Here is a 15,037-nt window from a genome sequence, read left to right as displayed (position 1 = left end):
TCAAAGATAAAGTAACTTATCTATTATAACTTAAAAAGTGCCCCTATGAAGAGGCACATTGTTAACTAATATAAAGGTTCTCATTTATAGTGGTAACAACCGTATCAATATAGTCACCGAACTCCCGCTTCAGCAATTTATAGCCGCCCGGAGTTTTAAATGGTTCTTCCGAGAATGCCTCTTCTGCAGTCGGTGCTAATACAGGCACTTTAAGTAATTGCTTTTCTATTCTCTCTAACCATTTCTTCTGTCTTGGAGTCCAATCATGCAGTGAATACACTTTTTGCATCGCCTGTTTAATACGTGCTTCATGGGCAACTAGCGCTTCACCTAATGCAGCTTGGCGAATAAAGCTAATAATGTCTGCTGCAATGTCTTCATTTTTTGTCTGCTTCCAAGCTGTCTGCAAATGCGATTGCTTAAAGCCTTTCGTTTCTAGAATGGTAATAAGTTCTCGTAAATCCTGCCTTGTTAAATCTTTCGGTCGTGTGCAAATAAGATGAAGAGCGGGAATTTCATTAATATTTTCTTGGATAAAACGAACGAAACCTTCTAAATAATCTTCTGGTCTCTTGTTTCCTTCACCATATCCCCGAACCACATCTGTTACTTCATCCTCTTTGTTGGAGATATATCGTTTCTCGCCTTTTACCCGATAGGCTTCCATATATTCAAATAACATGTTGTGCTGTTTTGCTTCTTGCGGAGTATATAACTGAATTTCTTTCGCCCACTCATCCACATTTTTTCCATTCGACAATTCTTCAAACTTTTGTTTTCCTTCTTCATTCAGCCTTTGCTTGCGACGCTGAATTTTCGCTGCCAATTGGTTACGATAAAACGAAGCTTCATCTTCTGCAGTAGCATTGGCAAGTGATTCATATAGTTCACCGATACTGTAATTTTGTTTCTTTACAACAGGTTTCATCTCCGTATAGCTTTGCAATTTATCGTAGATGCCCACTGCATCGTAAATGTTAAAGTGTGTTTTTCCAATGTCGGGACAAAGTCGGGTTGCACGTCCAAGCATTTGGTCATAAAGAATACGAGACTGTATACGCCGTAAGAATACTAGATTTGTTATTGGAGGAACGTCAATGCCTGTGGTGAGTAAATCAACCGTTACAACGACATTTGGCAGCCGCTCGTTCTTAAACCTTTTAATGGCATCTAATGGCTTATAGATATAGCCAGTAATTTTCATAATAGCATCATCTTCAATTTCATCGCCACGTTCTTTAAAGGCTTCCTTTAATAACCGAACAACCAAATCTGCGTGTTGGTCAGTGGCTGCAAAGATAAGAGTTTTCTCTTTTCCTGTCGGATCAATGTATTCAACCAGTTTGTTTAGAACCGCCCGATTAAAAGGTTCAGTAATTACCCGTTTATTAAACTGCTCAACCTCAAAATGAATGGTATCTTCCATTTTTTCTAGTTGAATCTCGCCTTTATCAACATCATACACTTCAACTTCTTCGTCTTTTTCAAGAGTAATGCCGACTTGTGAAAGTTCTGTCTTAAACAGATATGGTGGTTCATGGTCAACTAAGTAGCCATCCAGAACCGCTTCACTATAAGAATACTTAAAAATAGGCATACCAAAAATCTCTGTTGTATGAAGAGCTGGTGTTGCAGTAAGTCCTAAACATGCCGCATCAAAATAATCAATTACACGTCGATATTGGCTAATATAATCATTTTGGTCACGGAATTTCAATTCTTCCTCTGACATTTCTTTGTCACTTGTATAGCCACGATGTGCTTCATCTACAATGATGAAATCATACTGCCCGACACTTGGAAGCTTTTCGTTATCGCTATAGAAAAGTCTTCTAACCATTCCCTGCACCGTCGCAATTTGCACCTTCGTTTCAACTTCTGGAGACATGTCTTCTAAAGACTTCACATCGTATATATCAGCAAATGAGTAGCCTTCAATTTTTGTATCCTTAAGTGCATCCTCTGTCTGTTTTCCTAACGAATTACGGTCTACAAGGAAAAGAATACGACGACATTTTTTGGACTTAATTAAGCGATACATGAGGGCGATAGCTGTACGAGTTTTCCCAGTTCCAGTTGCCATTGCAATAAGCATTCTTCGTTGCCCTTCTTTTAATCCCTCTTCAGCGGAAAGTACCGCTCTTTGCTGATAATGACGCAAACCAAACTTCGTAATATCCTCTTCTTCTAACCGTTTATTCGCATCCTTATCATCTTGACTAAGAAGAAGCTGCAAGTCGTCAGGTGAATGCCAGCCTTCTAATGGGCGAGCATGTTCTAACGGTTTACGTGAATCCCAAAACCAGATGCCCGACTCTTCTTGAAGTTGTTTCAAGTATGGTCGGCCGTTCGTTGCGTATAAGAACGGCACCTTATATTCACCTGTTGTAGGTGTGATGACTTCATCTTCGACTTGTGCCGCATTTTTTGCATACACTTTTGTTTGACTTTCTAATGCGCCAGGAATCGTTTTCTTTTTTGCCTTAGCTTCAATAAAGCCAACAAGCTTTAAGCCAATAAACAACGCATAGTCAATCCTGCCGCCATTGACCTTCCATTCAGCAATTGCCATGTTTCGATTTTTCTCTGGCAGCGTTCCGTTCTTTTGATGATTTAGTACAGTTGTGTCTACTTCCCATCCAACAGCACGTAGTTTTCCATCAATAATCGTACGCGTTTCGGCTTCAGTTAATTGCTGTCGACGCATAAAGTTTTTGGATATTTTTTTACGCTCGATTTTTACCTCTTCTTGTTCCACTTCCGCCTGTCGACGAATTGCCTCTAATTCTTCTTCAAGCTTTTTGACTTTCTCCTCATATTCTCGCTGAAGTGTTTCTGTACTCTGTTCTACTTGTTCTTGAAGTTCTGTATACTCTGGTGCTTGAAAATCCCAATCACCATATACCTCCATGAACCAAATGGACAAGCGGAACGTTAATTGCAACAAAGCCTTTGCTTCTTCTACTTTTCCATAATCCGCTTCATGCATCGCTACATTCCCTTTGCGACGAAGAGCCTCTAATATATCAATTAATTCAGGCTCAAGTAACCTTTCCCGACGCAAAGTGTTAATGCGATCCACTTGCGTTGTACCATATGCCTCTTTAATATTTTCAGCGGCAAGAATAAATTTAGTTAGTGTTTCAGCGAACAATCGCAGTTTCATTACTGTTGTATGGGGGTCATGATATACATTTCTCTCAGCTGTCTCTCCCAAGTTAGCAAGTACATCCCATTTCCCTTGAAAAAATGAAAAGTTGCCACTCATTGTTATCACCGTTTTCCTAAAAGGTTGTTTGTGTCTATTATACTATAATCATGCAAAAATTAGGAATAATATGTATCGCTCTTTTTTCTACTCTGCTCCTTAGTTTAGGTTCATTCTTTAACCAAGTGAATAAAAGACGGGTTTTATTAGTTATTGTTTAAATATCGGAGCTGCGACATCAGATTTGATCGATAAAAAGAAGAGCCTCAATTAAGAGACTCCTACAAAGTTTGTGCCTTTTAGGTTATATAAATCGAATAATTGCCGCATCCGCTCCATATATAGATTCTGCAAGTGTAACCTCTTAACTCCCAAGTCATAGCCAGCAAAGTTATCTTCAAGTTCTTGCTGCGTGTAGAAAAGTCTAATAAATATTTCCTCTTCCTCAGTGGCAAATCCAATCTTCTGTTCCTTGTATTCCTGAAGCCTTTGCTTGTGACGTTTCTCAGCCTTTTTCATGATATTTACCCTGCGTTTTAGCACATAGTCAGCTTCATTTTCATTTTCTTTTGATCACAACAAAAAAACCTCCTATACCGAAAGTGATATAAGCCAATAACAGGTGTAATTTCTTACGTGACCGTTATACTGACCGTTTCACTAAACGATATAAGAGGTTGATTTGACGGGCTTTACACCCGATTTCTTAGCGTCCCAGGAGAGATTCGAACTCCCGACCGACGGCTTAGAAGGCCGTTGCTCTATCCGGCTGAGCTACTGGGACATGAAAAACAAATATCTGCTGATTATTTTACCATGATATCAGTGAATTGACAATATAGTCATCCGATAAAAAAGGCCAGCGGCATCAGTTTTCACTCTGATGTCACCAGCTCTTTTTTTGTACGTCCCAGGAGAGATTCGAACTCCCGACCGACGGCTTAGAAGGCCGTTGCTCTATCCAGCTGAGCTACTGGGACAGCTTTTGCTTTATGTATCAGCGACAAGATTTATTATATACAGGTTCAAATCATAAGTCAATATTTTTTTAAAAACTTTTGATGGGGAAGAATGAAATCTCCCCCATCACTTGTTAAAAACTGATTGTATTCCCCAAGTCCTTCAATTCCCGACCCGTTTCGTCGTAAAATGTCACGGCGCCTTCTCTTTCTGTAAGAGTAAGAATGGCATAGCTTTTCACATTGCGGACTCTCGGAAGACGGATGCTGCCCGGATTAATCAAAAGCTTGCCCCGAAGCACTTCACTCCCCGCAATATGTGAATGGCCGAAGCAGACGATATCCGCCCCAAGCTCTTCCGCCCGGTAAAAAACAGTTAAAAGTGACTGTTTAATGCCGTGAAGATGCCCGTGAACGGCCAGAATTTTCTTTGAACCGGCATCCAGAAGGAGTTCATCCTGAAACCCGCCGCCAAAGTCGCAATTGCCTTTCACCTTGTGATACGGCGTGAGTGCCGGATGTGCGGCGTCAAGCTCTGAATCACCGCAATGAATCATCAGATCCGCTTCGTCTTCGTGCCGCTTTGCAATCGTCTCCAGCTCGTCTTCAAGGCCGTGACTGTCACTTATTATCAGCACTTTCATTGCATACGCTCCCCCTTATGAATCAAGCAGCTTTGACAGTTTCTTGAGCGCCTCAGCCCTGTGGCTGATTTTGTTTTTCTCAGCGCTTGTCAGCTGGGCCATGGTTTTATCTTTATCTTTTACAATAAAAATGGGATCATAGCCGAACCCGTTATCTCCTTCGGGTCCTTCTGCAATATACCCTTCAACATGACCTTCGACCGTTTTTGTTTCCTGCCCCGGCATGCTGACGGCAAGGGCGCAGCGGAAACGGGCCGTGCGCTGCTCTTTTTCGATGCCTTTTAATTCTGACAGCACCTTGTCCATATTCGCCTTATCATCTTTTGCTTCTCCGGCATAACGGGCTGAATAAACGCCCGGTCTGCCTCCAAGGTTGTCCACTGATAAACCGGAGTCGTCTGCAATGACCATTTTGTTGACGGCTTTTGCCACGGCTTCCGCTTTTAAGATGGCGTTTTCTTCAAAGGTATGTCCGGTTTCCTCAATTTCTTCCGTAAATCCGATTTCCGCCAAAGAAGAGACGCTGTAGCCTTTCGGTTCGAGTATTTCCTTGAATTCTTTCACTTTTCCCTGATTGTGTGTCGCAATAATGACTTCTTTCACGCTGATCAGGCCTCTCTTTCTTATTTCAGTTCAGGCAATGTTTCTCCCAGCACTTCTTTTTGCTTTTGAATAAGCGTCTGGATTCCTTTTTCGGCAAGGCTTAACAGTCCGTTTAAATCTTCACGGGAGAATGTGGCTTCTTCGCCCGTCCCTTGAAGCTCTACAAAACGTCCGCTTCCCGTCATGATGATATTCATGTCGACTTCAGCCGCCGAATCCTCTTCATAATTCAGATCTAAAAGAAGGCCTTCTTCTTTATCCATCCCGACAGAAATGGCCGCGAGATAATCTGTCACGGGAGAGGTTTTGATAACGCCGCTTTTTACGAGTTTGCCGGTCGCAATGGCCATTGCCAAGAATGCGCCGGTAATGGAAGCCGTTCTTGTTCCGCCGTCAGCTTGAATGACGTCACAGTCGATCCAAATCGTCCGTTCGCCGAGCTTCTCCAAATCAACGACGGCCCGGAGCGCGCGCCCGATCAGCCGCTGAATTTCCATCGTTCTGCCGGAGACCTTTCCTTTTGAAGATTCTCTTATCGTTCTTTGATTCGTCGCGCGGGGAAGCATGCTGTATTCCGCTGTGATCCAGCCTTTTCCTCCGCCGCGTAAAAATGGCGGCACCCGGTCTTCCACAGATGCATTACAAATGACCTTTGTATTTCCCGCTGTAATTAAAACAGAGCCTTCCGGGTGAGTGATAAAATCCAAATCAAATGTGATAGGGCGCAGCTCATCGTGCTGTCTTCCGTCGTGTCTCATATTTTACCTCCGATTATATGTACATAAACCTTTTGTTCCGGATTGTGAATAAAGAAAGAGGCAGCCGGAACGCTAACCTCTTTTTTACTAGTATATCAAAAATCGCAAATTAAAAACTACCCGTATTCACTTGTGCCGGCCTCGAAACTGGTTTTGAAAGGGATTCTCCTTTTTCATTCACCAGTTCTGATTTTCCGTTTACTTTTATAGAAACACTTTTAATCGACGGCTGTTCGGTTAACGTGAGAACGATGCTGTCCAGTACGCCCGATGACACCATTTTTGTTTTTTCGTCGGCGCTTCCGTAAATAGAGCTGTTAAAGTCCAGTGTAACCTGGCCGTCTTTCACTTTCGGCTTGCTGAGAAGCTTAACATCGTTATTAAAGTCCGTCAAAAGCCCGCTTGCTTTGCCCGGTCCGTCGGTGAGCTGTTCAACGGCAGCGGTGATGTCATTTGTTTCCGAATTGTCAATCCGCTTTGTAACAGGCACGTAGTATTCGCTTGTCTCTGTTTCCGCCAGATAATATACAGTCAGCGGATGGGTGTCTGTCAGATCATTCACTCCGGCCGTTTCAATATTAATCCCGTCTTTTCTGCTTAAGTCGCCCGTAATCGGCGTGCCGCCCACAGGCATTTCTTTCAGTTCGTGCCCGTTGATTCTGATTTTGACTTTATCTATTGAGCTGAATTGGGTAAGCGTCCATGTAATCGATTGCAGGATTTTTTGTTCGTCTTCTTTTTTATAGTTTTTAAATTCCTTCGAAAAATCAGCGACGGCAGTGCCGTCTTTTTTAATATCGACATTTACCGTCGTATCCGCAGGGAGCACCGCTCTGAAGCCGTTCGGCAGGATTTCTGATACAGGCCCTCCCTGAACCAAGTACTCAAGGGCCTGCTTTGCGGTTCCCTCACTGTTCGGAAGAGGCAGTGTTTGTGCTGCGACATAGCCGTTTTTATCAATCAGATACAGTTCTCGCATGACTGTATTGGCCGGCTGGTCGGCTTTAGAAGTGCCGTTTTTCTCTGACTGCTTTGGTTTTGCCTGAATTCCCGCTTCATCCTTTACATATGAAATGTCTTGAGGCGGGTCAATTTCCCCGGCTGTTTTATCGGATTGAAATAAACCGCATCCAGATAATACAAAAGCCGAAGTAAGACATGTTGCAGCAATGACTGCAGGTCCTTTTTTCAGCATACTTTTCCCTCCTAAGGCTGTTTGTACTATGATGTATACGAGCCCTGTCCGGGAAATAGACCGGGAAGCGCAAAAAAACCCGCTGTAAACAGCGGGGTTTTTTTGATTTATTTTCTGACCGGCTCTTGAAGGGAGATGCACTCGACATGGCCGATTTCGTGACCGAACCAGTCTTCGGCAATTTTTGCGAAGCCGTTCCGCTCTCCCGTTGTAAGAAATTGATGCTCCGGTGCATGTTTCGATTGGTTTAACAAACCTTTATAAGACAAGATGGTGCTCACTTCTCTCGCCGTCTCGTCTCCGGAGGAAATGATTTTCACATGCTCTCCCATATAATTCTGAATCGGGTCTTTTAAAATCGGATAATGCGTACATCCTAAAATCAAGGTGTCAATTGATGTACCTTTTAAAGGTTCAAGCGATGCTTCAACCGCTTCCTCCGCTGATTCCTGAAGAAACCGTCCGCTTTCCACAAACGGCACGAGCAGCGGACAAGCCGTGTTCTCAACTTGAAGTTCTGCGTTTAACCCGAGCAGCGCCTGCTCATACGCTCTGCTTTTAATGGTATTGACCGTGCCGATGACGCCGATATGCTGGTTTTTCGTGACCTTTATCGCCGTTCTCGCACCCGGCTGAATGACGCCGACAACCGGAATATCCGTTTTGCGCTGAATATCCTCCAAGGCAATGGCCGTGGCCGTATTACAGGCGATCACGAGCATTTTGATATGGTGGTTTTCCAGCAGGTAATCGGTCATTTCCCACGTGTATTGAAGAACTTCTTCTTCAGGACGCGGGCCGTACGGGCAGCGTTTTGTATCTCCCACATAGATGATATTTTCCTTCGGTAGCTGTCTCATGATTTCCTTAGCAACGGTTAACCCGCCAACCCCGGAATCAATGACTCCTATCGGCTGTTCCAACAAAATCGCCTCATTTTCTTTTCATTTCATGCTGCAGTTTCAATAATGATTTTTCGAAAGCGGCTGTTTCTTCTTCGGAAAATGTCGCAAACATATCCCGCAAATAAGCCTGTCTTTTCAAAATCACTTCTTGGATAATGCGCTCTCCTTCAGCGAGAAGATGAATTCTGACGACCCGTCTGTCAGCCGGGTCTTTGACCCGCTCGACAAGCCTATTTTTTTCCATGCGGTCTATCAGATCCGTCGTCGTGCTGCAAGCCAAATACATTTTGCCTGATAATTCGCCTATTGTCATATCCCCCAATTCATAAAGCCATTGAAGCCCCACGAATTGCGGCGGTGTAATTGCATATTGGTTAAGGATTTCTCTTCCTTTTTGTTTAATGATCGCAGCGATATGGCGGAGTGATTTTTCGATATCCGCAACATGCTCTACAGATTTTGATGTCATTTGTCCATCCCTCACTCAAGGATCTTTCTGGGCTATGCGCTCCGTGTCTATTTTCCTTCTTTTTTTAAGAAAATGCAAGACTGACGGAGAAAAAGGAAAAACCGGGATTTTCACCGCATGCCCATCAGCCCGGGCGCCAACGCAAATAACCGGCTCCTTCTCGTAAAGAAGGAAAACCGGCAAGAATCAGAGCTCTAGCTCACCCATTCTAAGAAGCTCGACAACAGCTTGCGAACGCCCTTTCACACCTAACTTCTGCATGGCATTTGAAATGTGATTCCGTACAGTTTTTTCACTGATAAATAGCTCGCTTGCAATTTCCTTTGTTGTCTTGTCTTGAACGAGCAATTCGAATACTTCTCTTTCTCTTTTGGTCAGCAGCGGCTTTGATTGAAAATCTTTCTCCTTCAAGTATTGTAACCCTCCTTGCTAAGGTGAGAGCGAATCTGAAACGAATGGGTTTATATAGTCAAGATATCATATGTAAAGGGCGCTTCGGAGGTGACGTCTCTTAGAGAAATAGTTATCCGTTCAGGCGAGCAGAATGCCTTTCTCCCGCTCCGTCCAGCTGACCGCTTTGCCGCTTTTTTTCGACACTTGAACCATAACGACGGAACCTGTAAAGCACGGCAGGCCCGACTCATTTTCTCCAAGGTAATGAAGGGTGACGGACGCATTTCCGGCAGCGATTGCTTTCACATAAATCCGCAGATTTTCATACGGCATCACCTGACGCATATAGTCGCACTGCTGGCTTGCGACGACCGTCATCGTTTCCGAGTTTTGCGCCGTCATGCCCTGCTGTTTAAAATAAGCGATCCGTGCTTCTTCAAAATAGATGAAAGGGGTTACATTATTCATATGGCCGAACATATCCGTTTCTGAAAAACGAACCGATACTTCAGTAAAGAAAGAAAACGACTGTCTCCATTCTTCAAACGGGATATCAATATATTGCGGTTGTTTCATCACCTTCAGCTCCTTATAAAAAAACCTCTCCCGTGCGGAAGAGGCTCTTTTTCTCTTTCTTATACTCTGTCGCTTCCGAAGAAATTACGGAATGCTTGTAAATTGGTATCTCTGTTCAAAGCAGCGATTGAAGTCGTAAGCGGAATGCCTTTCGGGCAGGATTGAACACAGTTTTGTGAATTCCCGCAATCTCCGAGGCCGCCGTCTGTCATTAAAGCTTCTAAACGTTCTGCTTTGTTCATCGCGCCCGTCGGATGGGCATTAAACAGACGCACTTGTGACATCGGGGCAGGCCCCATGAATTTCGACTTGCTGTTGACGTTCGGGCAGGCTTCAAGGCAGACGCCGCATGTCATGCATTTAGACAATTCATATGCCCACTGGCGGCGTTTTTCCGGCATTCTCGGCCCCGGCCCCAAATCGTAAGTTCCGTCAATCGGCACCCATGCTTTCACTTTTTTCAGTGAATCAAACATTCTGCTGCGGTCAACCTGAAGGTCACGGACAACCGGGAATGTTTTCATCGGCTTCAGACGGATCGGCTGTTCCAGCTTATCAATCAGCGCCGTACACGACTGGCGCGGTCTTCCGTTGATGACCATGGAGCAGGCGCCGCATACTTCTTCAAGACAGTTCATGTCCCATGCGACCGGAGTGGTTTTCTCTCCTTTTGCATTCACGGGATTTCTGCGGATTTCCATCAGGGCGGAAATCACGTTCAGATTCGGGCGGTAATTGATTTCGAATTCTTCATCGTATGGCGCGCTTTCGGGCGTATCCTGGCGTGTAATGATAAACCGTATCTTTTTCTCACTCATGATTATTTCGCCACCTTCTTCTTCGAGTAGTCGCGTTTACGGGGCGCAATCAGTGATACATCGACATCCTGATATTCAAATTCCGGAGCTTCAAACGGACCGGCATGTTTAGCCATCGTCGTTTTGAGCCACTCATCGTCATTTCTTTCAGGGAAATCCGGTTTATAGTGCGCTCCCCGGCTTTCATTTCGGTTATATGCGCCGAGCGTGATGACTCTGGCAAGCTGAAGCATATTGGAGAACTGGCGGGTGAACATCGCCCCTTGGTTGCTCCATTTTGTCGTATCGTTGATATTGATTTTCTTAAAGCGTTCCATCAGCTCTTGGATTTTGTCATCCGTTTTCAAAAGCTTGTCGTTGTGGCGGACCACCGTGACGTTGGCCGTCATCCATTCTCCGAGCTCACGGTGAAGCACGTAGGCATTTTCGTCGCCGTCCATCTTCATGATATCGGCCCATTTTTCTTCTTCTTTTTTCACATAGGAATCAAATAATGAAGAAGACAGGTCTTCCGCTGATGTTTCAAGTCCGGAAACATATTTCACCGCATTCGGTCCGGCCACCATTCCTCCGTAGATGGCGGAAAGCAGAGAGTTCGCCCCTAAACGGTTTCCTCCGTGCATTGAATAGTCACATTCACCCGCTGCGAACAGTCCGCGGATGCTTGTCATCTGATCATAATCAACCCACAGTCCGCCCATCGAATAGTGAACGGCAGGGAAAATTTTCATCGGAAGCTTGCGCGGGTCATCGCCCATGAATTTTTCATAGATTTCGATAATGCCGCCAAGCTTAACGTCAAGCTCTTTCGGATCTTTGTGCGACAGATCGAGATACACCATGTTTTCTCCGTTGATGCCGAGTTTCTGATTCACGCACACGTCAAAGATTTCACGTGTCGCAATATCCCGCGGCACGAGGTTTCCGTAAGCCGGATATTTTTCCTCGAGGAAGTACCAAGGTTTTCCGTCTTTGTACGTCCAGACTCTTCCGCCCTCGCCGCGCGCCGATTCACTCATCAGACGCAGTTTATCGTCCCCCGGGATTGCTGTCGGGTGAATTTGGATAAATTCGCCGTTTGCATAATAAGCGCCCTGCTGATAGACGATTGATGCGGCAGATCCCGTATTGATCATGCTGTTTGTTGATTTTCCGAATACGATTCCGGGTCCTCCCGTCGCCATAATAACGGCGTCAGAACGGAATGACTCGATTTGCATATTGGTCAGATTTTGGGCTACGATACCGCGGCACGTGCGCTCATCGTCAAGAACGGCGCCGAGGAATTCCCAGCCTTCGTATTTTGTGACGAGACCCGCCACTTCATATCTGCGCACCTGCTCGTCCAGTGCGTAAAGAAGCTGCTGACCCGTCGTCGCTCCCGCGTAAGCGGTTCTGTGATGCTGTGTACCCCCGAAACGGCGGAAGTCCAAGAGCCCTTCCGGCGTTCTGTTAAACATAACCCCCATGCGGTCCAATAAGTGGATAATGGACGGCGCCGCTTCACACATCGCTTTTACAGGAGGCTGGTTTGCCAAAAAGTCGCCTCCGTATACCGTGTCATCAAAATGCTCAAACGGAGAGTCTCCTTCCCCTTTTGTGTTGACAGCTCCGTTTATCCCGCCCTGCGCGCAGACCGAGTGAGAGCGTTTGACCGGAACGATGGAAAACAATTTAACGGCCGTGCCTGATTCCGCTGCTTTAATTGTCGCCATGAGGCCGGCTAGACCCCCGCCGACTACGATAATGCTTGATTGACTCATGATAGCCCCTCTCCCTCTAGTAATCTAGTTCTCTTACACAAACGCAAAAATCGCTTTTAAACCTACGTATGAAAGCGCTAAAAATATAATCAGCGTCACGTAAGTCGAAATTCTTTGAGAACGCGGCGTAACCGTGATCCCCCATGTGACCGCAAAAGACCATAAGCCGTTTGAAAAGTGGAAAATGACCGATAAAACGCCTACAATGTAAAAACCGAGCATAAACGGCGAGCTCAGAATATTCGCCATCATATCGAAGTTGACTTCAGCGCCCATCTGCGCGGCAATCCGCGTCTGCCACACATGCCAGCTGACGAAAATAAGGGTGAGAATACCAGTGACACGCTGAAGCACAAACATCCAGTTTCTGAAATAACTGTAGTGGCCAGCGTTGTTTTTCGCAGTAAATGCTATGTACACACCGTAAACCGCATGATAAATTAAAGGTAAGAAAATAATAAAAATTTCTAACGCATACCTGAACGGCAGACTGTCCATAAAGCCGGCCGCCTTGTTAAACGCATCCGCTCCCCTTGCGGCAAATTGGTTGACGACTAAATGCTGGATCAAAAAGATGCCGACCGGAATAACACCGAGCAAGGAATGCAATCTTCGAAAATAAAACTCTCTGTTCCCAGACATTACTTTACCCCCTGTTTGATTTAAGTGCGAAATGTACTAAAATCTCTGCCCCCACTTCGTTTCAATTGTAAGCACTTTATTAAAATTTATTGACAATTTCATTTTACTCCTCCCTCAAAAGGGCGTCAAGAAAACGTGTACATAAATTATAATTTTCGGAATTGATTATCTGGAGGGAAAATTTTATTTTCCTGCGATATCTTTCTCACATTTTTTCGCGTGTTTTATAGGATCATCCTGTAATCCTCCCCCCTGTTTAAGCTATAATAAACGAAGGAGAGAGGGGAATACATAATATGAAGAATAATTATGAAGCAGCTTTAGAACCTTTAACTGAACTCGACGTCAGCGCATACGGCTACGAATTAATCCGGGAAATCGTGCTTCCGGATATCCTCGGCCCGGATCATTCATCGATGATGTATTGGGCGGGAAAACGCCTCGCCCGCAAATTTCCTCTTCAATCGTGGGAAGAAATCCCCGCCTTTTTTGAAAAAGCCGGCTGGGGAACTTTGACAAACGCAGGATCAAAAAAACAAGAATTGGAATTCGAACTGGAAGGACCGCTCGTGTCCAGCAGGCTCAAACATCAGAAAGAGCCTTGTTTCCAGCTTGAAGCCGGTTTTATAGCCGAACAGATTCAATTGATGAACGATCAGATTGCAGAATCTTATGAACAGGTAAAAAAGAGAGCGGATAAAGTCGTCCTGACCGTAAAATGGGATATGAAGGACCCTGTATAATTGAAAAAGGCGGTGACTCAAAAGTCCCGCCTTTTTGCCTGCCCGTTTATACGGCAGACGGCTGTTTAGAAAGCTCAAACGCGTCATGAAGCGCTTCGACCGCTTTCACCATATCATTTTCGCTGACAACCGCTGATACTTTTATTTCGGATGTGCTTACCATTTTGACTTGTACATTTTTTTCCGCCAGTACGGCAAACATGTCCGCGGCGACGCCGGGATTTGAAACCATGCCCGACCCGACAATGGAGACTTTCGCCAGTTTTCTTTCGGTTTCAATTTTTTCATAGTTAAGCGCGTTTTTATATTCTTCAAGTACGGCGACCGTTTGGGCGGCATCTTCCGTTTTCACTGAGAAAGAAATATCCGCTTCCCCATCATCCGACTGTGTCTGAATAATGATGTCAACGTTGATGTTTCGTTTTGCCAGCGCGGTGAAGATTGTTGAAAGTGTTGTCAATCCGCTTGCAAGGCCAGTGACGGACACCCTCGTGATCTGGTCTTCAAATGCAATTCCTCTGACGATTAAATTCTGCTCCATTGATGATTCCTCCTCAATTAATGTTCCGGCTTCATGTTCCGTGCTTGACCGCACTTCTAAAGGCACTTGGTAGTTTTTCGCGAACTCAACCGCCCGCGGGTGAAGAACACCCGCTCCGAGATTTGCAAGTTCCAGCATTTCATCATAAGAAATCCCCGCCAGTTTTCTCGCTGACCGGACATACCGCGGATCTGTCGTAAATACGCCCGGAACATCTGTATAAATGTCGCATTTATCCGCTTCCAGCGCTGCTGAAAGAGCGACCGCCGTCGTATCGGAACCGCCCCGTCCGAGCGTCGTGATGCCGCCGTCTTCCGTTACGCCCTGAAAACCGGCAACGACTGTAATCCTGCCTTCTGCAAGCTGCGAACGAATCGCCGTGATATCAATATCCGTAATTCTCGCATTGCCGTGAACGGCTTCCGTGCGGACACCCGCCTGCCAGCCCGTATAAGAGACGGCGTCATATCCTTTTTCCTGAAGCGCCATGGCCAAAAGCGAAATCGTGACCTGCTCCCCCGTAGACAAAAGCATATCCATCTCGCGTCTGCTTGGTTCAGATGTGATTTCAGCCGCGAGGTTAACGAGCGCGTCGGTTGATTTTCCCATTGCCGAAACGACGACTACGACATCATGGCCTTTTTGCTTTTCAGCAATGGCGCGATTTGCGGCATTTTGAATTTTTTCGGCAGAGCCGACGGAAGTGCCTCCGAATTTTTGTACGATAAGACCCATACTAGACCACCCTTTACATTTTGGTTCGTGCGGGTGAGGAGAAAAGAGCGTTTTGTCCACAATAAAAAAAGCAATGAGAGGAATA

At 45.2% G+C, this 15,037-nt stretch carries 15 protein-coding genes and 2 tRNA genes; 1 reads left to right on the top strand and 16 read right to left on the bottom strand.

The genetic code is table 11. The features are described from left to right. Window positions 1–61: 61 nt before the first annotated feature. From hsdR to sdhC, 15 genes are all read right to left on the bottom strand, one after another. Entirely contained in the window at window positions 62–3,268 is a 3,207-nt protein-coding gene (hsdR, locus tag C5I45_RS06445) for a type I restriction-modification system endonuclease (protein ID WP_025853160.1), read from the bottom strand. 210 nt (window positions 3,269–3,478) lie between these two features. Continuing rightward, window positions 3,479–3,727, bottom strand: a complete 249-nt coding sequence (locus tag C5I45_RS19745; RefSeq protein ID WP_025853161.1) for a hypothetical protein — start codon at window positions 3,725–3,727, stop codon at window positions 3,479–3,481. Between the two features lie 191 nt (window positions 3,728–3,918). Continuing rightward, a tRNA-Arg gene (locus C5I45_RS06435) sits at window positions 3,919–3,992 on the bottom strand. A 122-nt stretch (window positions 3,993–4,114) separates the two neighbouring features. Continuing rightward, window positions 4,115–4,188, bottom strand: a tRNA-Arg gene (locus C5I45_RS06430). A 113-nt stretch (window positions 4,189–4,301) separates the two neighbouring features. Beyond that, entirely contained in the window at window positions 4,302–4,811 is a 510-nt protein-coding gene (locus C5I45_RS06425) for a YfcE family phosphodiesterase (RefSeq protein ID WP_003152586.1), read from the bottom strand. 15 nt (window positions 4,812–4,826) lie between these two features. Beyond that, window positions 4,827–5,423 carry an XTP/dITP diphosphatase gene (locus C5I45_RS06420; protein ID WP_095315571.1) on the bottom strand — a complete coding sequence of 199 codons (597 nt, stop codon included), beginning with the start codon at window positions 5,421–5,423 and terminating at the stop codon, window positions 4,827–4,829. An 11-nt stretch (window positions 5,424–5,434) separates the two neighbouring features. After that, window positions 5,435–6,172, bottom strand: a complete 738-nt coding sequence (gene rph, locus C5I45_RS06415; RefSeq protein ID WP_003152583.1) for a ribonuclease PH — start codon at window positions 6,170–6,172, stop codon at window positions 5,435–5,437. Between the two features lie 109 nt (window positions 6,173–6,281). Further along, window positions 6,282–7,367 carry a GerMN domain-containing protein gene (locus tag C5I45_RS06410; RefSeq protein WP_003152582.1) on the bottom strand — a complete coding sequence of 362 codons (1,086 nt, stop codon included), beginning with the start codon at window positions 7,365–7,367 and terminating at the stop codon, window positions 6,282–6,284. 107 nt (window positions 7,368–7,474) lie between these two features. Next, window positions 7,475–8,293 (bottom strand): glutamate racemase, encoded by an 819-nt coding sequence (gene racE / locus C5I45_RS06405; RefSeq protein WP_012118125.1) that lies wholly within the window; start codon window positions 8,291–8,293, stop codon window positions 7,475–7,477. 7 nt (window positions 8,294–8,300) lie between these two features. Then, on the bottom strand, window positions 8,301–8,741 hold the full coding sequence (locus tag C5I45_RS06400; protein WP_107994281.1) for a MarR family winged helix-turn-helix transcriptional regulator: 441 nt from the start codon (window positions 8,739–8,741) through the stop codon (window positions 8,301–8,303). 186 nt (window positions 8,742–8,927) lie between these two features. Continuing rightward, on the bottom strand, window positions 8,928–9,152 hold the full coding sequence (gerE, locus tag C5I45_RS06395; RefSeq protein WP_003152579.1) for a spore germination transcription factor GerE: 225 nt from the start codon (window positions 9,150–9,152) through the stop codon (window positions 8,928–8,930). A gap of 120 nt (window positions 9,153–9,272) precedes the next feature. Beyond that, window positions 9,273–9,710, bottom strand: a complete 438-nt coding sequence (locus tag C5I45_RS06390) for an acyl-CoA thioesterase (RefSeq protein WP_107994280.1) — start codon at window positions 9,708–9,710, stop codon at window positions 9,273–9,275. A gap of 59 nt (window positions 9,711–9,769) precedes the next feature. Then, a complete protein-coding gene (gene sdhB, locus C5I45_RS06385) occupies window positions 9,770–10,528 on the bottom strand; it encodes a succinate dehydrogenase iron-sulfur subunit (RefSeq protein WP_003152575.1) in 759 nt (252 codons plus the stop codon). A 2-nt stretch (window positions 10,529–10,530) separates the two neighbouring features. Next, entirely contained in the window at window positions 10,531–12,291 is a 1,761-nt protein-coding gene (gene sdhA, locus C5I45_RS06380; protein WP_003152573.1) for a succinate dehydrogenase flavoprotein subunit, read from the bottom strand. 33 nt (window positions 12,292–12,324) lie between these two features. Further along, window positions 12,325–12,933 (bottom strand): succinate dehydrogenase cytochrome B558, encoded by a 609-nt coding sequence (sdhC, locus tag C5I45_RS06375; protein ID WP_003152571.1) that lies wholly within the window; start codon window positions 12,931–12,933, stop codon window positions 12,325–12,327. 296 nt (window positions 12,934–13,229) lie between these two features. On the opposite strand from sdhC, the gene C5I45_RS06370 reads away from it, so the two are divergent. Further along, on the top strand, window positions 13,230–13,676 hold the full coding sequence (locus C5I45_RS06370) for a YslB family protein (RefSeq protein WP_003152568.1): 447 nt from the start codon (window positions 13,230–13,232) through the stop codon (window positions 13,674–13,676). Between the two features lie 46 nt (window positions 13,677–13,722). Here the strand turns inward: C5I45_RS06370 and C5I45_RS06365 are convergent, their stop codons facing one another. Next, entirely contained in the window at window positions 13,723–14,952 is a 1,230-nt protein-coding gene (locus C5I45_RS06365; protein ID WP_043867329.1) for an aspartate kinase, read from the bottom strand. Between the last annotated feature and the right edge of the window lie 85 nt (window positions 14,953–15,037).

The organism is Bacillus sp. ZY-1-1 (assembly GCF_003047165.1).
GTDB lineage: Bacteria > Bacillota > Bacilli > Bacillales > Bacillaceae > Bacillus > Bacillus velezensis.
This window is presented reverse-complemented; position numbering and strand designations above follow the sequence as displayed.

Coding starts and splice junctions, on each gene's coding strand:
- hsdR (WP_025853160.1), bottom strand. CDS start 3,268: ATGAGTGGCAACTTTTCATTTTTTCAAGGGAAATGGGATGTACTTGCT.
- C5I45_RS19745 (WP_025853161.1), bottom strand. CDS start 3,727: ATGAAAAAGGCTGAGAAACGTCACAAGCAAAGGCTTCAGGAATACAAG.
- C5I45_RS06425 (WP_003152586.1), bottom strand. CDS start 4,811: ATGAAAGTGCTGATAATAAGTGACAGTCACGGCCTTGAAGACGAGCTG.
- rph (WP_003152583.1), bottom strand. CDS start 6,172: ATGAGACACGACGGAAGACAGCACGATGAGCTGCGCCCTATCACATTT.
- C5I45_RS06410 (WP_003152582.1), bottom strand. CDS start 7,367: ATGCTGAAAAAAGGACCTGCAGTCATTGCTGCAACATGTCTTACTTCG.
- C5I45_RS06400 (WP_107994281.1), bottom strand. CDS start 8,741: ATGACATCAAAATCTGTAGAGCATGTTGCGGATATCGAAAAATCACTC.
- C5I45_RS06390 (WP_107994280.1), bottom strand. CDS start 9,710: ATGAAACAACCGCAATATATTGATATCCCGTTTGAAGAATGGAGACAG.
- sdhB (WP_003152575.1), bottom strand. CDS start 10,528: ATGAGTGAGAAAAAGATACGGTTTATCATTACACGCCAGGATACGCCC.
- sdhA (WP_003152573.1), bottom strand. CDS start 12,291: ATGAGTCAATCAAGCATTATCGTAGTCGGCGGGGGTCTAGCCGGCCTC.
- sdhC (WP_003152571.1), bottom strand. CDS start 12,933: ATGTCTGGGAACAGAGAGTTTTATTTTCGAAGATTGCATTCCTTGCTC.
- C5I45_RS06370 (WP_003152568.1), top strand. CDS start 13,230: ATGAAGAATAATTATGAAGCAGCTTTAGAACCTTTAACTGAACTCGAC.
- C5I45_RS06365 (WP_043867329.1), bottom strand. CDS start 14,952: ATGGGTCTTATCGTACAAAAATTCGGAGGCACTTCCGTCGGCTCTGCC.